The sequence below is a fragment of the Bacteroides mediterraneensis genome, from assembly GCF_025993685.1.
Taxonomy (GTDB): domain Bacteria; phylum Bacteroidota; class Bacteroidia; order Bacteroidales; family Bacteroidaceae; genus Phocaeicola; species Phocaeicola mediterraneensis_A.
In genome coordinates, this window is the sequence record NZ_DAJPEN010000001.1 from 808,119 (window position 1) to 828,137 (window position 20,019).

General features: G+C 46.8%; 11 protein-coding genes. 7 read left to right on the forward strand and 4 right to left on the reverse strand.

Annotated features, from left to right (window positions below; translation table 11 throughout):
• Positions 1 to 69: 69 nt before the first annotated feature.
• A complete protein-coding gene (locus OIM59_RS03185; RefSeq protein WP_369695915.1) occupies positions 70 to 4,167 on the reverse strand; it encodes a two-component regulator propeller domain-containing protein in 4,098 nt (1,365 codons plus the stop codon).
• Between the two features lie 347 nt (positions 4,168 to 4,514).
• On the opposite strand from OIM59_RS03185, the gene OIM59_RS03190 reads away from it, so the two are divergent.
• From OIM59_RS03190 to OIM59_RS03210, 5 genes are read left to right on the forward strand one after another with little or no spacing between them, the layout of a single operon-like run.
• The gene (locus OIM59_RS03190) at positions 4,515 to 6,146 is read left to right on the forward strand and encodes a sialate O-acetylesterase (protein ID WP_303894991.1); all 1,632 of its coding nucleotides are present in this window, start codon (positions 4,515 to 4,517) and stop codon (positions 6,144 to 6,146) included.
• Positions 6,147 to 6,148: 2 nt separating this feature from the next.
• Positions 6,149 to 7,645: an MFS transporter gene (locus OIM59_RS03195; protein WP_299173906.1), complete on the forward strand. Its 1,497-nt coding sequence runs from the start codon at positions 6,149 to 6,151 to the stop codon at positions 7,643 to 7,645.
• Between the two features lie 19 nt (positions 7,646 to 7,664).
• Positions 7,665 to 8,813 carry an endo-1,4-beta-xylanase gene (locus OIM59_RS03200; RefSeq protein ID WP_299173903.1) on the forward strand — a complete coding sequence of 383 codons (1,149 nt, stop codon included), beginning with the start codon at positions 7,665 to 7,667 and terminating at the stop codon, positions 8,811 to 8,813.
• 48 nt (positions 8,814 to 8,861) lie between these two features.
• Positions 8,862 to 9,839, forward strand: a complete 978-nt coding sequence (locus tag OIM59_RS03205; protein WP_303894997.1) for a glycoside hydrolase family 43 protein — start codon at positions 8,862 to 8,864, stop codon at positions 9,837 to 9,839.
• A complete protein-coding gene (locus OIM59_RS03210) occupies positions 9,832 to 11,844 on the forward strand; it encodes an alpha-glucuronidase (RefSeq protein ID WP_303894999.1) in 2,013 nt (670 codons plus the stop codon). The genes OIM59_RS03205 and OIM59_RS03210 overlap by 8 nt, the downstream gene beginning before the upstream one ends.
• A gap of 201 nt (positions 11,845 to 12,045) precedes the next feature.
• Here the strand turns inward: OIM59_RS03210 and OIM59_RS03215 are convergent, their stop codons facing one another.
• On the reverse strand, positions 12,046 to 14,502 hold the full coding sequence (locus OIM59_RS03215; RefSeq protein WP_299173895.1) for a TonB-dependent receptor: 2,457 nt from the start codon (positions 14,500 to 14,502) through the stop codon (positions 12,046 to 12,048).
• A gap of 129 nt (positions 14,503 to 14,631) precedes the next feature.
• On the opposite strand from OIM59_RS03215, the gene OIM59_RS03220 reads away from it, so the two are divergent.
• Positions 14,632 to 15,828, forward strand: a complete 1,197-nt coding sequence (locus OIM59_RS03220) for an esterase (protein WP_303895003.1) — start codon at positions 14,632 to 14,634, stop codon at positions 15,826 to 15,828.
• 1 nt (position 15,829) lies between these two features.
• Here OIM59_RS03220 and OIM59_RS03225 read toward each other — a convergent pair whose 3' ends face one another.
• The gene (locus OIM59_RS03225) at positions 15,830 to 16,414 is read right to left on the reverse strand and encodes a response regulator transcription factor (RefSeq protein ID WP_299173889.1); all 585 of its coding nucleotides are present in this window, start codon (positions 16,412 to 16,414) and stop codon (positions 15,830 to 15,832) included.
• A gap of 12 nt (positions 16,415 to 16,426) precedes the next feature.
• Positions 16,427 to 18,073, reverse strand: coding sequence for an NAD(P)/FAD-dependent oxidoreductase (locus OIM59_RS03230; protein WP_303895005.1), 1,647 nt, complete (start codon positions 18,071 to 18,073; stop codon positions 16,427 to 16,429).
• A gap of 222 nt (positions 18,074 to 18,295) precedes the next feature.
• Here OIM59_RS03230 and OIM59_RS03235 point away from each other — a divergent pair, with 222 nt between their 5' ends.
• Positions 18,296 to 20,008, forward strand: a complete 1,713-nt coding sequence (locus tag OIM59_RS03235) for a hypothetical protein (RefSeq protein WP_303895008.1) — start codon at positions 18,296 to 18,298, stop codon at positions 20,006 to 20,008.
• Positions 20,009 to 20,019 lie beyond the last annotated feature (11 nt).

A 20,019-nucleotide genomic window follows, 5' to 3' on the forward strand; every position in this document is an offset into this window, starting at 1 on the left:
ATGCAGAATAATTGATGGAATTTAAAAAGTCTGGCCGTTAAATTTCGACCAGACTTTTTTAGTTCTTTCTTATTGTTTTCCCGTTTTATCTTGTTCATTTTGGGGTTCCTCTTCCAGCCTGTCTTTATTCTCTTTGCAATATTCCATATATTTGCTTGGAGAAACACCATATAATTCTTTGAAGGCATTCGAGAAATAAGTGGTGTTGTTAAATCCTACCAGCTGGGATATTTCAGAAATACTGTAGTTTTTCTCTGATTTCAGTAGAATTTCCGCCTGCTTTAGTCGGATATTCCGGATGAAATCTCGTGTGGACTGATTTGTGATTTCCTTAAGTTTCCGGTACAGATGTACTCGGCTTATACCCACTTCTGCCGCAATCATTTCCGCATTCAGGTCTGGATTGTTCAGGTTTTTGTTGATGGCTTTCATTACTTTTTTCATCAGCTTTTCGTCTGCTGACTGGGGCTGAACCACTTCGATTTGTCCATCCTGTTCCTGCTTACCGCTGAAGTTGTTGCGCAATACCTCCCGGTTTCGAATCAGGTTTTCGATGGTTGTAATCAGAATTTCCAGGTTGAACGGTTTGGCTATGTAGGCGTCTGCTCCTAGTGAGAGCCCTTCAATATAGTCTTTCTCACTGTTCTTGGCCGTTAGAAGAATGACTGGAATATGGTTGGTCTTGATGTTCTGTTTCAGTTTCTTGAGAAGGGTGATACCGTTTATTTCCGGCATCATGATATCGCTGAGCACCAAGTTGGGCATGTGTGACATAATGATTTCCAATGCTTCCTTTCCATTGCTGCAACTTAATACCCGGAAATAATTGCTTAATTCAGTGAGCAGATAATTACGGATGTCGTCTTCATCTTCCACAATGAGGACAGAGTGCTTCTTTCGTGGTAATTTCTTCCCATTGTCATCTCCGCTTTCGTTTTCTTCAAGGTGTAATGGAATATGTTGAAATTCATTATTTTCCGATGAAGTGATAGCTGTATTATCTGAAGTTTCGGGAGCAATGTCCTCTGCCGACAGATGTGCACGGCCTAACGGAATATGTATGATAAAACTGCATCCTGGCTGATTGTCATTGTTCTTGACGGTAATGGTGCCATGATGCATTTTTACGAGTGACATGGACAGATGCAGTCCGATACCCGTCCCTTTGCTGCGCGACCGGTCATCACTGATTTGGTAGAAGCGTTCAAAAATACGTGTCATTTCACTTTCCTTGATACCGGTGCCATTGTCTTCAATGATAATTTCAGCACAGTTGTTCAATGGAGCCTCTTCTTTACCATTGTGAATAGTATTAATGTAGATGTTGATTTTTCCTTCACTCTGAATATGTTTAAGCGCATTGGACAGCAAGTTAAAAATGACTTTGTCAAAGTTGTTCGGGTCCAGCCATACCTTCAGGCTGTCCAGTTGGGTAATCAGATTCAACTGAGCATTTTTGCTGGTAGCCTGATAAGTGAATGTGTCTTTAATATTATTGATAAAACCGATGAGCTCCACTTCCGTGAAACTAAGCTTCATTTGGTTCTTGTCTATTTTACGGATATCCATCAGCTGATTGATCAGATTCAGTATGCGCTGTGCATTACGTTCAATCAGCGAGTAGCTTTTCTGCCTTTCGGTATCGCTGTCGGTAGAGATTAACTTTTGCAGCGGACTTATAATCAGCGACATCGGGGTTCTGATTTCGTGTGAGATGTTGATAAAGAATTGGAGCTTAGCCTCGTTTATTTCTTCCAAGTGCTTGTGCTTCAGCATTTCTTGTCTTACTCTGTATTTTTCTTTTGCCTGATGTATAAAGATTGAGGCTATGCTGCCAATGATGGCCAGATAGATAATCCAGGCTATAGTCGAGTTATACCATGCAGGATGGATATGGATGAGTATTGTTTTTATATCTGATTCCGCGGAACCATTGACGGCCTTGATTTTAAACTCATATTTTCCTACTGGAAGATTGCTGAATGAAACGCGTGAAGTTCCTTTGGGCAGGGAGTTCCAGGTTCCATTGTTCATGGAATATACATAACCCTGAGGGGTCATGAAATTGTCAGTGGCAAATTCAATGTAGAAAGAATTGTCGTAGTGTGCCAAGTTGATTTCTTTTGTATTGAATATGTCAGTGTCAATCACATGGTAGTTTCCTGATTTTGTAAGTTCATTCACAGATTTATCATGTAAATAGAATCCTGTAAGTCTGATTTTGCCCTGGAATTTCTGAATTTTGATGTCGTCCGGATTGAAGAAAATGATTCCGTTGGTGCCTCCAAACAGGATTTTACCGTCGGGATATTGGCAAAACGCATTTCTGGAAAATTCATTGTTGTATAAGCCGTCGGAAGCATAAAACGGAATAAAGGAGTTTTTCTGCGGGTTGTATTTGGCAATGCCCTGATTGGTACTGACCCAAATATCGTTGTTTTTGTCAGTCACGATGGAGGAAATTGAATTGTTGGGCAATCCGTTCTGTGTTGTGAATTGCTCGATGAGATTCAAATCTTTGTCCATCACCGAGATGCCATCGGATGTACCGGCCCAGATACGATGTTCGTGATCTTCTGTAATGGAGTAGACAACCAATCCTAGTAAGGCTTTTTCTTGTCCTACCATTTTCAGGTTTTGGGTATCGATGCATTTGATGCCGTCATAGGTACCAATATACAGTCTTCCGTTTTTCGCATAGTACAGTGCGTCAATCCATTGGTTGACATCTTGTAAATCGTTTGAATTATATACATGGATATTTTTCTGGATGGGGGCATTTAAATCTGTGTAATAGAGTCCCATTCCCATAGTCCCAATCCACAGTCTTTTATGGGCATCTTCTGCCAGGCTGTACACACGTTTGATTTCGTTTCCGTCTTTGTCTTTTAAAGATACCTTGGTGAAGTCTTCACCTTTTGAACTCATAAAGGAAAGTCCGCTCAGGTAAGAACCTATCCATACATTTTGGTGGGAATCTTTGAAAAGACACATCACCGTGGGGGGTATGTCCGGATTTGATTCCGGTGTCAGATGCCGGATAAAATTATAATGGTTGCTCAGCTGGTAAATACCGTCGTTGTCTGTACCGACAAGAAGCTTGCCGTTATCATAGTCGCATAAGGCTGTGATGCAGTTGTTTCCAATATGGTTTCGAAGAGATGAAAAACTGCCGATATAGCCGAACATATTAGCTTGTAAAGGAATGAAAGCTACACCTTTCTGATAAATACCAATCCAAAGATTGGTACTGTTGTCTATCAGAAGGGAATGTACCTTACTTTTTTTGATATTTACATTGTCTATATAGAAATCTGTATCCGAGATGCATTTCTCGGGAATGTTATAAGAAACGATACCTTCTCCATCAATGCCAATCAGCATGAAATGTTCTTTTTGTTTCAGGTCCTTAATGGGGAATTCGGAATTGAAAATTTGCTGGAAAGTATCGTCAGCCTTTCGATAAACGAATACTCCGCGTCCGGTGGTACCTACATATACATTGCCGTAAGAATCTTCCGTACAGCAGTTGATGAACTGGTTTCCGTTGTGGGCTCCCAGTGAATAGTCATATCTTTTCCCATTCTTATCAATCCGGATGACACCATGATATTCGGTACAAATCCAGATATTTCCACTTTGGTCTTCCTTGATTTCATTGATGGTATATCCGCTCAGGGAAGGATTCCAGTCTTTAATCTGATAGTTCCCTTTTGAGTCGGCCGACAAAGTCTTCATTCCATACCCACTGGTTCCAATCAGAATATTCCCGTTGCGAAGCTCTGTAATACTTTTGTTGTTATATGACGGACTTGATTTTTTGATGGTTTTGAACGTATCCGACCGGTAGTCGTAGATTTGCAGCCCTTTGGTAGAAAGAATGTACAGATTACCTCTGGAATCTTGGAATACTTTGTATACATGGTTGCCTATCAAAGATGTAGAGTCGTTCTTATGAGTCCTGTAACTGGTAAACTTTGCTCCATCAAATTTATTCAACCCGTCTTCTGTTGTTACCCATATATAGCCTTTTTGATCCTGATAGATGTTGTTGATCATACTGCTGGAGATTTCTCCATGAGTCGTATATAGCTTGCAGAACTGTCCTTTACACAAAAGGGGCAGTAGACAGAAAAAAACGGTTATAATGAATGTCTTATTTCTCATTATTGATGTGGTTTGTAGAGCTGAATTTGAATTAAAATACCATATAATTGATACAAAGTAAGTTCTTTTTTCTTAGTTGTCAATAAAAAAAACGGGGATTTTTTTGCTTTTGAAAATAGATTTTAAGGGGTGGAAGTGAGTTCTTGTAAAAGTTAGCTGGAAAATTATATAAGAGTCTTTGGGGAGGATTTTCCTTTTGTGATGTAACATTTCCGTAAGTTTTTGTTACAACAGAAAGAGTGGTGTAACAATAGATATGAGGTTGGTATCCTGTGTGAGAGCCTGTTCCATGGCCTTTTACTATTTTTGTAGTGGTAAGAATCGATGAAAAATACAAGATATAATGTATGAAAACACAGGCTTATTTTAGTAGGGTATTTTGGACTCTTCTTTTGCTTTCTTGTTGTAGTTTTGGCTTGTCAGCCAAAGTCACTTTACCTGCGTTGGTTTCCGATGGAATGGTGCTTCAACGAAACGTTCCTCTGAAGATTTGGGGTACAGCCAGTCCGGGTGAAAAGGTGAATTTGACTTTCATGAAGAAACGGTATCATGCCGTAGCGGATGAAGCTGGAAATTGGATGATTGCTTTGCCTGCTATGAAAGCAGGAGGCCCTTATTCCATGGCTGTCAATGACATTTTATTAAAAGATATTCTGATTGGGGATGTGTTCTTGTGTTCAGGACAGTCGAATATGGAATTGACGGTAAACCGGGTGATGGATAAGTATGCCGAAGAGATTGCATCGTATGAAAATTCATCTGTTCGGTATGTAAAGGTTCCGTATGCGTATGATTTTTCACGCCCGTTGGAGGATGTACGGACAATCAAGTGGCAGCCGATGACGAAAGAATACGTCCAAAATTTCTCTGCTCTTTGTTATTTCTTTTCTAAACTGCTGGAGGAAAAGACGGGAGTGCCGGTGGGTATTATTAATTCCAGCTGGGGAGGCACACCGGTCGAAGCATGGATTAGCGAGGAAGGATTGAAAGATTTCCCGGAGTATGTAAATCAGAAAACCTTATATGAGGATACTGCACTGGTGGCTCAAATAAAGAAAACCGAACAGCAACATCAGGCGGCATGGAATAAGCAATTGTATCGGTCGGATGCAGGGCTGCATGGTGAAATGCCTTGGTATGCCGAGTCATACAATGATACGGATTGGGAAAGGGTAGATATGTTTTCAGATAATTGGGCACTTCGTAACGGTCGTCCATTGAATGGGACCCATTGGTTCCGAAAAGAGTTTGTAGTGCCCGATGGATGGGCAGGAAAAGACGTAGTATTGCGGTTAGGTTGTATGGTCGATGCTGATTCTGTGTATGTGAACGGACATTTTGTGGGGGCTGTTTCCTATCAGTATCCGCCGCGGATTTATCAGGTACCGGCCAAGTTCCTGAAAGAAGGGAAAAACCAGCTGACCGTACGTTTGTTCAGCTACGGTTCTTGCCCTTCCTTTGTAAAAGAAAAACCGTATAAATTGCTGTGTGGCAATCAGGAAGTCAGCTTGGAAGGTACATGGAAACATAAGATTGGAACGGTGATGCCTCCTTCCCCTTCTTCGACGGCTTTCCATTATATACCTACAGGTTTGTATAACGGTATGATACATCCTTTGCAGCATTATGTGTTCAAAGGGGTGGTATGGTATCAGGGCGAGTCGAATGTGGGGCGCTGGCGGGAATATTCCTCCTTGCTTACGGCAATGATTGCAGACTGGAGAACTCTTTTTCAGAATGGAAACTTACCTTTCTATGTGGTGGAATTGGCCGATTTCCTGGCACCGGATGACCCTGGACGCGCAGCTTGGGCAGAATTGAGAAAACAGCAGGCAAAAGCGGCACAGGAAAGTCCCTATGTAACCTTGATTAAAAATAGTGATACGGGTGAATGGAATGATATTCATCCGCTGGATAAGAAAACACCGGCTACTCGCTTGGTGGAAGCAGTAATACAGAATGAGAAACAAAATAAGTAAAAATGAGTAATATTCTAAGTCAGAAAGTGTCCATGGCCGAGAAAGTCGGTTATGGACTGGGCGATTGTTCTGCGAATCTCGTCTTTCAGATGATGATGATTTACCAGACCAAATTCTATACGGACGTGTTTGGACTGGAAGGGGCAATTGCAGGTACCGTGATGTTGGTGGCACGTATTGTCGATGCTTTTGTAGACCCTACTGTGGGTATTCTGTCCGACCGCACTCAGACACGGTGGGGAAAATATCGTCCATGGGTGTTGTGGACGGCTCTCCCGTTCATGGTATTTTATGTGTTGGCCTTCTATAATCCAGGTATTGAGGAAAAAGGGCTGGTAGCGGTGTATGCAACCATCTCTTATACATTGTTGATGACAATGTACTCTTTTAACAATACGCCTTATTCTTCTTTGGGTGGAGTGATGTCGTCGGACATTAAGGAACGTACCAGTATCACTTCCGTACGTTTTGTCTTTTCTACCATTGCCCAGTTTGTGGTACAGGGACTTACTTTGCCATTGGTGAGCAAATTTTCTGATGGGGGAGACAAGGCGCATGGGTGGCTTTGCACGATTTCCCTGTTTGCGGCAGTCGGTTTTATTTTTCTTTTGATTGTATTTTTCTCGGCAAGGGAACGTATCACTCCACCGGCTAACCAAAAAAATGATACCCGTCAGGATATTAAAGACGTATTGGGCAGTGTGCCTTGGCGGGCCATGTTTATCCTGACCTTGTTTGTTTTCATCACACTGGCCATGTGGGGAAGTGCCATGAACTATTATTTTGAGAATTACGTGGATAAGGCTGCGTTGTTTGCTTTCCTGGATAAGATTGGGCTGGTGGCAGCAGAACCTGGTAGCTCGGTCGGATATCATGTGCTCAATGCCTTTGGATTGATTGTGACATCACCCGATAAGGCATACGAAGTAGGATTTGGTGTCTTCAATATGGTCGGGGCATTGGTGCAGTTCTTTGGAGTGATTTTCTTATCCGAGTTTTTGGCAAACAAATACGGCAAGAAGCGTACGTTTATTGTGTGCCTCTCACTGACAGCCGTCTTTACAGCCATGTTCTATTTCCCTGCTAAAGATAATATTGGCATGATGTTCGTGCTGAACTTCCTGAAGAGTCTGGCCTATGCGCCTACAGTGCCTTTGCTTTGGGCGATGATTGCCGATGTGGCCGACCACTCGGAGTATATCAATTATCGTCGTGCGACGGGATTTATCTTCTCGGGAGTAGTCTTTGCCTTAAAGGCCGGTCTGGGTATCGGTGGGGCTGTACTGGGATTTTTGTTGTCTGGATTTGGCTACGCTTCCGGTTCGGGCGTCGTACAGAACGATACGGCTGTGCAAGGCATCATCCTTTCTTCCAGCCTGATTCCTGCCGCTTTCTTTCTGGTAGGAGTAGTCGCTCTGTTTTTCTATCCTATCAGCAAGGAATATAATGAGAAAATGCAGGCTGAATTGAGCGAACGCAGAAGTAAAAACGATTATTAATTAGGAAATAAACAGAAAAATGAAGAACAAACACATTGTATCGATGGCATTATGTAGCCTTTTTCTGATGGCATGCGGAAGCAATGTTTCCAAAATGACCGTTTCAGAAAAGTCATTAAGAGAGGTGGTTGGGGATAAATTCCTGATGGGAGTGGCACTTAATGTCCGCCAGTCATCGGGGATGGACACTTCCGCACTGAAAATCGTAAAGCGGCATTTCAATGCCATTGTGGCAGAGAACTGCATGAAAAGTGAGGAAATCCAACCGAAGGAAGGAGAGTTCCATTTTGAGGATGCCGACCGTTTGGTTCAGTTAGGACTCGACAACGGCATGACGGTGACAGGACATTGCTTGATATGGCATTCACAGCTTCCCGAGTGGTTTTGTGTGGACGAAAAAGGAAAGAATGTTTCTCCTGAAGTATTGAAACAGCGTATGAAAACCCATATTCAGACGGTGGTCGGACGCTACAAAGGCAAGATTAAAGGATGGGATGTGGTGAACGAAGCCATTATGGAAGACGGTTCTTACCGCAAGAGCAAGTTCTACGAGATTTTGGGAGAGGAGTTCATCCCATTGGCTTTTCAGTATGCGCACGAAGCCGATCCGGATGCTGAATTATATTACAATGATTACGGCATGGATGTGCCGGGACGCCGTGAGGGAGTGGTAAAACTGGTTCGTTCGCTGAAAGAAAAGGGCTTGCGTATCGACGCGGTGGGTATGCAGGGACACATGGGAATGGATTATCCGGACATCCGCCGGTTTGAGGAAAGCATGCTTGCCTTTGCGGCAGCCGGTGTGAAGGTGATGATTACAGAGTGGGATATGAGTGCCTTGCCAACGGCCCGCAGAAGTGCCAATATCTCGGATACGGTAGCTTTCAAGAAATCCTTGAATCCCTATCCGGATGCTTTGCCGGATTCTGTCAGTCAGGCATGGAATAAAAGAATGCAAGAGTTCTTTCAGCTTTTTGAAAAGCATGCCGACATTGTGGAAAGAGTGACCGCTTGGGGAGTGACCGATGAGGATTCCTGGAAAAATAATTTCCCGATTCGAGGAAGAAAGGACTATCCGTTGCTTTTCGACCGGAATTACCAGCCTAAAGATTTTGTACGGAAAATGATAGAAGAAGCATCCGATTCCGTAACGTCTGCAAAGAAATAAATGTTGAACTGGAGACCAACATCAAATGGTCTCATAAAATTACATAGTATGAAAAAGGAAGAAAGATATCTGTTTCCTGCCGATTACATGGCAGACCCGTCGGTACATGTATTCAATGGCCGCTTGTACATTTACCCTTCACACGACCGTGAATCCGGTATTCCGGAAAATGACAACGGCGATCATTTTGACATGAATGACTATCATGTGCTGTCTACCGACGACGTGATGCATGGGGAAATCGTGGACCATGGCGTGGCTTTGAAAGTAGCTGATATTCCTTGGGCCGGGCGCCAGCTTTGGGATTGTGACATTGCTTGTAAGGATGGGAAATATTACCTGTATTTTCCGTTGAAAGACCGGAACGACATCTTCCGCATGGGAGTAGCCATCGGTGACAAGCCGGAAGGACCGTTCATTCCTCAGCCCGACCCGATTCGGGGCAGTTACAGCATTGATGCTGCAGTGCTTCAGGATGAGGATGGCAGTTATTATATGTATTTTGGCGGTATCTGGGGCGGACAGCTGCAACGCTACCGGGACAATAAAGCCATTGAGCACCCGTTCCTGCCGGAAGCCGATGAACCGGCCTTGCCGAGCCGGGTGGTAAAATTGTCGGATGATATGCTCGGGTTTGCAGAAGAACCGCGTCCGGTGATTGTGTTGGGGGAAGACGGAAAACCGCTGACTGCGGGCGACCCGCACCGCTTCTTCGAGGCTTCTTGGATGCACAAGTACAAAGGGAAATATTATTTCTCCTATTCCACTGGCGATACACACTTGTTGTGTTATGCCGTAGGTGACAATCCCTATGGTCCGTTTGTGTATCAGGGAGTGATCCTGACACCCGTGGTGGGATGGACCACGCACCATTCCATTGCGGAGTATAAGGGAAAATGGTATCTGTTCCATCACGACTGTGTGCCTTCTGGTGGAAAGACCTGGCTTCGCAGTCTGAAGGTGGTCGAACTGGAATATGACGAGAACGGTAAGATTCAAACTGTAAAAGGCAGTGCGGATGAATAAACGACTTTGGGGTTGTGTCTGTTTCCTGTCTTTGGTCCTTACGTTGTGGGCCGAAGACGGGAGCAGACTTTGGTTACGACAGACGCCTGTGAATCAAGCGTCTGTCTGTTGTTTAGTCACTTCTCCTACGCTTGCTGTGGCGCGTGAGGAACTGGCCGCCTTGTGGCAAGGAGGGAAAGTGGATTTGCAGCTCTGTGCCGATGAGACACATCGTCGGTTGGGCAAAGAGGGATATACCATACGTACTTCCGAAGGAAAGACGGTGCTGGAGGCCGCTACAGAACAGGGATTGCTGTATGCGACTTACCATCTGCTGCGGTTACAGGCAGAAGGAGCGGATTGTACCCGGCTGGATATCCGGGAAAAGCCGGCCTTCGATATCCGTGTGCTGAATCATTGGGACAATCTGGACGGGACGGTGGAACGTGGTTATGCGGGACGTTCTTTGTGGAAATGGGAGGAACTGACCGATTCCGTGCCGGTCCGCTATCGGGAATATGCCCGTGCCAATGCTTCGGTGGGTATCAACGGGACTGTGCTGAACAATGTGAATGCTTCGGCCGAGATTCTATCCGCCGGCTACCTGCAAAAGGTGCGGAAATTGGCCGATGTGTTTCGTCCTTATGGCATCAGGGTGTATCTTTCGGTCAATTTTGCTTCTCCGATGAAGTTAGGAGGTTTGTCTACGGCCGACCCGCTGAACGAGGGGGTGGCTCGTTGGTGGAAAGAGAAAGTGCAGGAAATTTATGGATTGATTCCTGATTTTGGCGGTTTTCTGGTGAAGGCCAATTCGGAAGGACAGCCCGGCCCGTGTGATTACGGGCGTACGCATGCCGAGGGGGCGAACATGCTGGCGGAGGCTTTGAAACCCTATGGGGGAATCGTGATGTGGCGGGCCTTTGTCTACAGTCCGTCGGATGCAGACCGGGCCAAGCAGGCTTACCTGGAATTTCAACCGCTGGATGGACGGTTTCGGGACAATGTGATGGTGCAGGTGAAAAACGGGCCGATTGACTTCCAGCCGCGGGAACCTTACAGTCCGTTGTTTGGAGCCATGCCGCATACACCGTTGATGGTGGAGTTTCAAATTACGCAGGAGTACTTGGGACATTCCAACCACCTGGCTTATCTGGCCACTATGTGGAAAGAGTTTTACCGCTATGTGCAGCCTTCTTCCTTGAAGGGGGTAGCGGGTGTGGTGAATGTAGGCGATAACGTGAACTGGTGCGGACATGATTTTGCACAGGCCAACTGGTATGCTTACGGGCGGTTGGCTTGGAATCCGGCTTTGTCGGCAGAAGAGATTGCGCGTGAATGGCTGGCACAGACTTTCACGACCGACCGTCGGTTTGTGGAACCTATGACTCAGGTTATGATGGATAGCCGGGAGGCGGTGGTGGATTACATGATGCCGTTGGGCTTGCACCACATTTTTGCTTGGGGGCATCATTATGGCCCTGAACCTTGGTGTGAGGTGCCTGGAGCACGAGCCGATTGGCTGCCTTCGTATTATCATCAGGCGGACAAGGAGGGATTGGGATTCGACCGGAGCCGTTCGGGAAGTGATGCCGTGTCGCAGTATCCGGATTCGTTGGACCGGGTGTTCGATTCGCTGGAGCGATGTCCGGAAGAATATTTGCTTTGGTTTCATCATGTGAACTGGAATCACCTGCTTCATTCGGGACGTTCATTGTGGGATGAACTCTGTTACAAGTATCAGAAAGGTGTGGACGAAGTGCGTGCGTTTCAGCAGGTGTGGAAGGAAATGCAGCCCTATGTCGATGCGGAACGCTATCAGGCGGTAGCCGAACGGCTGGACATCCAGGCTGGCGATGCTGTGTGGTGGAAAGATGCTTGTCTGGAATATTTCCGTACATTCTCCAATCAGCCCTATCCTAAAGGGGTGGAGCCTCCGGTTTTTACCTTGGAGGAATTGAAAAAAGTGAAGTTGCCCATCAGTAACTATGAACCCCCTACGGTTGAGATGCTTCCGCGGAAAAAATAAGGGGGATTGGAAGTGAATTTGGAGGATTTTGGAGGACTTTTAGGGGCATAAAAAACTCATGAAAAAACGCAAGTACGTTTGGAATCAAATGTACTTGCGTTTTGTTTTAAACGCACTTGCGTTTCAGATGAAACGCCTAAGCGTTTTTTTTATGTGGTTAAGTGTTTCTTAAATTGCTATAATTCAATAGTTTATATTTCCTTAAAAGCGGCAGCGTACATCGATACCTACTTGTACGGGACGTCCTTTTTGGGCAAAACCGCGGCTCATCGTTTCAAAGTAGAAAGCTTGGTAATCTTTGTTCAAGGCGTTGTTCACCCAGATACCGATTTGTCCGTTTCCTTTGTTCAGGCTGAGGCGTCCGTTCAGTGTGCCATAGAGGGCCTGGCTGGCATTGTTCTGCTCTGTCCAGTAGATACGGCCCGCCGCCCGGTAGTTGGCATCGAGGGTGATGTTGTCCAGAATGGCATTCTTACGGAACGGGAAGATGTACTGTCCGCCTACGGTAAAGGTATGTTTGGGTACAAACGGTACATAATTTCCGTTGTAGTTTTCAGTTTCGCTTACCACGTAGTCGGTGAAGGTAGCGTAGGTATAGCCATAGTTCCCGTTCAGACTGAATTTGTCGGTGAGCTGGGCACGCAGACTGGCTTCGGCTCCCAGGCTCCGGCTCTTTCCGGCATTGACAGTGATGCGTCCCAGTCCGCTTTCGGCGAAGCGCGACAATTGCTGGTCGCGGGTGTCCATGTAGAAGGCAGAAAGGTCGGCCTGCAGTTTTCCGTTCAGCAGGGTGAGGTGCGAACCGATTTCATAGTTCCATGAATATTCCGGCTTGTAGAGCGTGGCAGCCTTCACGTCGGTTTGTGGCGTCTGTGCCATGCCGTTCAGCATGCCCGCAATTTTCTGTTTCTGTTCGTCGCTCAGCATGGGCACCTTATTGACAATAGGAATTGTTACATCAGCTACATTTTTCATCATGCTGGCCTGCATGTCGTTTTGCAGCAGGTCGGAAAACATCTGGATGTTGTATCCTCCCGAGCGGTAACCTTTGCTTACGCTGACATAGAGGTTGTTGCGTGAATCAAAGTCGTATTGCAGGGCAAACTTGGGCAACAGCTGGATGTAGTCGTGCGACAGCTTTCCATTGTAACTGTTGTTCACGTTGAAGTCCTGTGCCGGTACCATCGGGATGACTCTGTCACCGGGAGTCAGTGTGCCGCTCAGTGAATAGGTGTGGGTAAACTGGCAACCGCTGTAATAATCCAGCTTCAGGCTTTCGTAGTCCATGCGGAGACCGGCGGTCAGTGAAAGACCTTCCAGGCCGAAAAGGTCGTTGAAGGTGGACTGATGGAACACGGCCGCATTCAGGATAGGCGTGCCGAACTGTCCCGGGATGACCAGTTGTTCGCCGTTGATGACGTCATTGAAAGTCATTTTCATGGTCATCGGACCGGCCGAAATGGTCGGCATATATTTATTGGCATTGGTGTTGATGGTAGAGTTCAGCCAGTTTACTCCGTCTTTCTGGAAAGTGACGGGAGCCTCCGTGTCGAGCCACTGGTAGAAGCCGCTCACTCCGGTAGTCCACTGCCAGCGGCGTCCGGGCTTGGATTTGAGGACAATTTCCTCGCTCAGTGTCTTGGAGTTCTGCTTCTGCATCATGGTATAGATGTTCTGTTCCGTGAAGTCCTGGTCCAAATCCATGTGGTCACGCAGGTATTGGAAGCCGGTCACACTGCTCAGAATGAAGTTGTCGGCCTGATATTCCAGATTCAATCCGGTGTTCAGCAGATTACGCTTGTAGCCGCAGGCGTTGTCGTAGGAGATACGTCCGATGTATTGTGCCCGGTCTTCTTCGCCGCTTACTTTTCCGGTATATTCATACGGATAACCTCCCTGGTTGGTGTATTCGTAGTTCACGGTGAAATCAAGTTTCAGGTTGTCGGTGGGCAGGTAGATGGCACGGATGCGTCCGCCGAATTCATTGTCGGTATCAATCCGTTTGCCGTTGAAGTCATTCTTGAAGAACCCACCCTTATGGTCGTAGAACAAGCCTACTGAGAAGGCGAACTGGCTGGAAATACGGTGGTAGTGGGTGAGCGAGGCGTTGTAGTTGTTGTAAGTGGCCGCTCCCAGGCGAAGGTCTGTGCCCTGATAAGTGAAGGGTGATTTGGTGAACACACGGATGAGTCCGCCCATGGTGTTGCGTCCGTAGAGCGTTCCCTGTGGTCCGCGCATGACGTCGATACGTTCGATATCCGAGTAGTTGAAGTCGAAGGCCGACTTGTCGATGAAAGGAATGTTATCGACGTAGAGACCTACTGCCGGTGTATTGATACGTGAACCGATACCGCGGATATAGACAGAAGTGGTCAGTTTGGAACCGTAGTCGGGGATGAACAGGTTCGGTACCAGAGCCGACAAAGACTTCACGGAAGTGACCGACTGGTTGCGCAGGGCACTTTGGGAAAACGAGGTCGATGAAGCGGCCTGCTGGCGCAGACGGTTGTTTTCTTTCGGTGTGGCAATGACGACTACTTCTTCAATGTCGATGACCTTGGTGGTGTCTTTGGGCAAGGCATCTACGGGAGAGGTTCCAGCCCATACGCTGGATGCCGAAGCGGCCCATAAGAAAGCGATAGCGGTATTTTTTTTCATTCTGTTGAAATATAGTTTAGTTAACGGGTGCAAAGTAAGTGCAATTTGAGGGGACGGACAATCCTAATAAATGAGGATTTTGCTAATTTTGTGTTTTGTAATGAAGCCATATATAATAAGGTAAAAGGTATGAGAAGATTTTTGAGTTTGGCGGCGGTGTGTGTATTCGCACTTGGCGTCTGGGCACAGGAAACTGTGGCTGTGAATACGGGTAATCTGGTTTCGCCCGAAGTAAAGAACCAGACCATCACATTCCGTCTGTGGGCTCCGGAAGCAGAGAATGTGTCTGTGGAAGCCGATTTTTTTGAGAAGACCCGGCAACAGACTCCACTGGGAGAAGTGGAAGTGGCTGGAAGGATTCCGATGCAGAAAGGCGAAGATGGAGTGTGGACTTACACAACCTCGGTACCTGCGCCGGAATTGCACACCTATTGTTTCTATGTAGACGGCATGCGTATGCTCGACCCCAATAACGTATATATGTTGCGCGACATTGCCACCTATACCAACTATTTTCTGGTCGACGGGGAGCTTTCGCAGAATTATCTGGTGCGGGAAGTCCCTCATGGCACCGTCTCAAAGGTGTGGTATCCGAGTCCTACGCTGGGGATGGAACGCCGCCGGATGACGGTCTATACTCCGGCCGGGTATGAAGACAGTAAGGAAAGTTATCCGGTGCTCTACCTGTTGCACGGAGCCGGTGGCGATGAGAACGCCTGGAGTGAGTTGGGACGTGCCGTGCAGATTCTGGACAACCTGATTGCACAGGGAAAAGCGAAACCTATGATTGTGGTGATGCCCAACGGTAATGGAGGGCAGGAGGCTGTGCCCGGAGAATACCCGAACAGCATGTACAAGCCTTCGTTCATGAACCCGAAGACCATGGAAGGTTCTTTCGAAAAGGCCTTTCCGGATATTATGAACTATGTGGAGACGCATTACCGCACGGTGAACGACAAGGCACACCGGGCCATTGCCGGGCTGTCGATGGGAGGATTCCATTCCTTGTATATCTCGGCCAATTATCCGGATAAGTTCGGCTACGTGGGACTGTTTTCTGCCGCCATCAACCGTCAGTCAAAAAGCGAGAATGCGTATATTTATGAGAACCTGGAAGAAAAGCTGGCTGCCCAGTTTACAGAGGCTCCCAAGCTGTATTTCATTGCCATTGGCAACGGGGATTTCCTGTATCAGGACAATGTGAAATACCGTCAGCTGTTGGATAAGCATGGATATAAATACGAGTATATGGAAACCGACGGCGGCCATGAATGGCGCAACTGGCGGAAATACCTGAACCATCTGTTGCCCGAGCTGTTCCGCTGAATCACACCCGGTCGGCTTCCACGTATCCGTGCATGACCGCATAGATGGCCAGGCCGGATACGGACTTGATGCCTAATTTCTCGGTGATGTTTTTCCGGTGGGAAATCACCGTGGTTAGACTGATGTGGAGCTTGTCGGCGATTTCCTTGTTGATGAGTCCTTTGGTCACCAGCCGGAGCACCTCTATTTCCCGTGGAGTCAGTTCATGTTCCGTATCCGTCGGTGTGGCAGGTACGGGATGATGGGTCAGTTCGTGTCCTCTTTTCCGGGTCAGCATGATGGTTTTCACCAGCTGTTCCTGTGGAAGGAGGATATTCAGACTCGGAATACCTGTCAGCAAGGATGGCTCTCCGGCAGACAAGACGATGCATTTGGGTTTCCGTTCCAGAAAGAATGAGGTATGTTCGAAATAGACATGGGCTGAAACGAAATAATGCGCATACATGTCGGGTGTGTCGTCAATCAGTCGTTCGAAAGAGGAAAACGTACGGATGACAGCTTCCGGAATCAGTTCCTCCAGAATGGTACGCAGTCCGAGGGCTGTCAGGGTATTGGGCTCGATAATGGCTATTTCAGGCTGGTGCATAAGGCGTCGGAATTAATGATTCAAGTAATGGGCTACGGCTTCGGCGCAGCGTTCGCCGTCAATACCGGCCGAAACGATTCCTCCGGCATAACCGGCTCCTTCTCCGCAAGGGAACAGGCCTTCCACGGTGAGGTGTTGCAGGGTATCCTTGTCACGTACGATACGTACAGGAGAGGAAGTGCGGGTTTCTACCGCAATCATGACGGCTTCGTTGGTAAGAAAACCGCGGGAACTTTTTCCGAAGAGTTGGAATCCTTTGCTGAGGCGTTCGCTCAGGAACGGCGGTATCCAGAAATGCAGGGGGGAGGATACCAGTCCCGGGCTGTACGAAGTGGCCGGCAGGTCGTAACTCAGCTTTTTCCGGGTAAAGTCTACCATACGCTGGGAAGGAGCTGTCTGACGCATGTTTCCCTGTTGCCAGCAGATTTGCTCGAGCTTTTCCTGGAAGCGCATCATGGCCAGTGTATGGACCGTGCCATCGGGCAGCTTTCCGTCGCGGAGTATCAGTTCTTCTGTGAGGGCTTCCTGGGAACCGGAGATAGGTTCTGCCTGGAGTTGCATTTCCGGAAGCAGCAAGTCTTCCAGCCGTGTCTCGACCACCATGCCCGAGTTGCTCCACTTTGTGCCGCGGTTGCTCGGACTCATGCCGTTTACCACCAGCTGGTGAGGGCCGCTGGCTGCCGGAACCACAAATCCTCCCGGACACATGCAGAAACTGTAGACTCCTCGTCCGTCTACTTGTTGCACGAAACTGTATTCGGCGGCGGGAAGGTATTTCCCACGCCCGTTTTTATTATGATATTGTATCTGGTCAATCAGCATGGACGGATGTTCCAGTCGTACACCGACGGCAATCCCTTTGGTTTCCAGCTGTACACCGTGGGCATACAGCCAGCGGTACACATCTCTGGCAGAATGTCCCGTAGCCAGGATAACGGGGCCGAGAAAGGTCTTTCCGCTATGGGTCTCAATGCCCTTCACTTTCTGTCCTTCAATCAGAAGGGCCTCCATGCGGGTCTGGAAGTGTACTTCCCCGCCGCAGGCAAGGATGGTGTTTCGCATATTCTCGATGACCCTTGGCAGCTTGTCGGTTCCGATGTGGGGGTGTGCATCCGACAAGATGGTCGGACTGGCTCCGTGCTGGCAGAATACATTCAAGATTTTTTCTACGCTGCCCCGCTTCTTGCTGCGGGTATAGAGTTTACCGTCGGAGTAAGCGCCTGCTCCTCCTTCGCCGAAACTGTAGTTGGACTCGGCATCTACTTTGTGCTCCCGGCTGATACGGGCCAGGTCTTCTTTTCGCTCACGTACATTTTTTCCACGTTCTACCACAATGGGGCGTAATCCCAGTTCTATCAGCTTCAGGGCAGCAAACAATCCTCCCGGGCCGGCACCAACAACAATGACTGCCGGACGGCCTTCTACATTGGGATAATCCGTACGTTCAAACTCTTCTTCCGAAGGCGTTTCATTGACGAAAACGCGGACGGTCAGATTGATGTAAATGGTACGTTGGCGGGCATCGATGCTGCGCTTCAGGGTACGGACAGCGTTGATGGTGCGGATGTCCAGCCCTTTTTCCCGACTGATGTATTGTTTGAGTGACTGTTCACTGGCTGCCTGTTCGGGCAGAATGCGGAGTTGATATTCGTGGGTCATAATACTTTGTAACTTTTTTGCAAAGATAGGATTTCTGTTTTGTTTCTGCAACGGCTCTGAAGTGGTGATTTTTATATTGCTTTAAGGTTTAAGGAACAATGTATTGTAAAATTATCTATATTTGTGGTCGATTTTTCTCAACTTTTATCAAGAATAAGATGTTGATAGGTATGATTGTTGAATTTTATTTAAAATAACAGTATGAAATCTAAGGTAAAAAGAATGTACCCATTATGGGGACTATTGTTGTCGTTCCCGTTGTGGAATGTGTCGTGTGTAGATAGCAAGTACGACTTGGACAAGGACATCGACATGACAATCAACGTGGGAGGAGAGTATCTCACACTTCCGGTAGGTAGTACCGACACGGCTTTCTTAAGTAAAATCATCGAAGTGGAAGAAGGGGATATCTTGCAGCCGGATGCGGCGACTCGTGTGTATCACCTGACGAAAACAGATGACATTGATGTAAATCCTACTACGGTGGAAAGGGTAATGATTACCGGTGCTCAAACGGATTTGACACAGAAAATTGTAGAGAACTTTTCGGGTAGTACTTCTTCGGTGCTGACGTCTATAGAAATCGCTAATTCATTGACGGCTACTGCCGATGATATCGATGAGGCGTTGAAAGAATTGGGAGCGCTGAGCACTCAAAATCCTGCCATTCTGGATTTGACTTTTGGATTGGAAGGAACTTTGCACGGCGATGTAAAGGCCGAAAATCTGGTTATCCAGCTTCCTGAATTCCTGAAGTTTAAAGAGGGGCAGGTTGAAGCTGGCAATAAACTTACACTGAACGGAGCATTTACATCCAAACAGTTGGAAGTCGTAGGTTATCAATTTGGTACCAAAGTCGGTGAAGGAGTAAAGCCGGATGAAAATAGAAGTCTGACAATTGAAGGAGAGGTGTCTATGAAAGGAAAAGTAGTCACTTCTGGAATTAGTGGCACTGGAAATTTGAGCCTGAATTTGCACGTGACGTTGAGTGAAATGGCGGCTGATTTTGTCACTGGAGTCATTCAGCCGGATATCAATGCAGAAACAACCCAAATTGAATTGAATGATTTGCCTGATTTCTTGAAAGACGATGCCACCCGTCTGGACATTACCAATCCGGTGATTGTGCTGAAGGCCAATAATCCATTGGACACTCCGATAGAACTGGATGCATTATTGACCCCCAAGAAGAACAATGCCAATATAGAAGGACATGCAGTGCAGGTCGGTGCGGGCTATGGAAAAACGGCTGTGACCTTGCAACCGGGTAATAATGTGATTGCGCTTTCACGTACAGAGGGTGTTTCAGTGGAAGGGATGACAAGTAATGTCATTGTAGCTGATATGAACAATCTGCTGGAAATTATTCCGGACGATATTGATGTAGATTTGAAACCGGTTGTTCGCAACGGTGATTATTATGAGGTAGAACTGGGACGAGACTATCAGTTGGCGGCCAGTTATGAGGTAGATGTGCCGTTGAGTTTTGAGCAAGGCCTGAATATCGTATACAGTGATTCAATCAAGGATTTGAATAAAGATTTGAAGGATGTAGACAAGGTGACGTTGAAAAAGGCAAATATTATTTTGACAGTCGATAATGCCATTCCTTTGAAATTGCAGCTGAAACCGGAAAATGTGCAGATTAAAGACGTGTATGGTCGGGAACTGACAGGCATAGAAAAAACGATAGAGGAAGATAAACAATATGTCATGGAAAGTGTGGATGGAGAAACACCTGCTACCAGTGAGGTGGTGTTGAACCTGAGCACAGTAGAAGATCCTGGATTCTTGTCGAAGATAGATAAAATCTGTTTTAAGATTACAGCCGTAACAGGAGGAGCCGCCGGTGTGCCTCTGAAAGATACACAATGGTTGAAAGTGACCAATGTGAAATTGACCGTTCCAGGCGGTGTGAATGTAGATTTGAACTAATAATGAACGAG

Bases quoted from the DNA above. Each gene is read 5' to 3' on its own strand.
- OIM59_RS03185 (WP_369695915.1), bottom strand. From the start codon at position 4,167: ATGAGAAATAAGACATTCATTATAACCGTTTTTTTCTGTCTACTGCCC.
- OIM59_RS03190 (WP_303894991.1), top strand. From the start codon at position 4,515: ATGAAAACACAGGCTTATTTTAGTAGGGTATTTTGGACTCTTCTTTTG.
- OIM59_RS03195 (WP_299173906.1), top strand. From the start codon at position 6,149: ATGAGTAATATTCTAAGTCAGAAAGTGTCCATGGCCGAGAAAGTCGGT.
- OIM59_RS03200 (WP_299173903.1), top strand. From the start codon at position 7,665: ATGAAGAACAAACACATTGTATCGATGGCATTATGTAGCCTTTTTCTG.
- OIM59_RS03205 (WP_303894997.1), top strand. From the start codon at position 8,862: ATGAAAAAGGAAGAAAGATATCTGTTTCCTGCCGATTACATGGCAGAC.
- OIM59_RS03210 (WP_303894999.1), top strand. From the start codon at position 9,832: ATGAATAAACGACTTTGGGGTTGTGTCTGTTTCCTGTCTTTGGTCCTT.
- OIM59_RS03215 (WP_299173895.1), bottom strand. From the start codon at position 14,502: ATGAAAAAAAATACCGCTATCGCTTTCTTATGGGCCGCTTCGGCATCC.
- OIM59_RS03220 (WP_303895003.1), top strand. From the start codon at position 14,632: ATGAGAAGATTTTTGAGTTTGGCGGCGGTGTGTGTATTCGCACTTGGC.
- OIM59_RS03225 (WP_299173889.1), bottom strand. From the start codon at position 16,414: ATGCACCAGCCTGAAATAGCCATTATCGAGCCCAATACCCTGACAGCC.
- OIM59_RS03230 (WP_303895005.1), bottom strand. From the start codon at position 18,073: ATGACCCACGAATATCAACTCCGCATTCTGCCCGAACAGGCAGCCAGT.
- OIM59_RS03235 (WP_303895008.1), top strand. From the start codon at position 18,296: ATGTACCCATTATGGGGACTATTGTTGTCGTTCCCGTTGTGGAATGTG.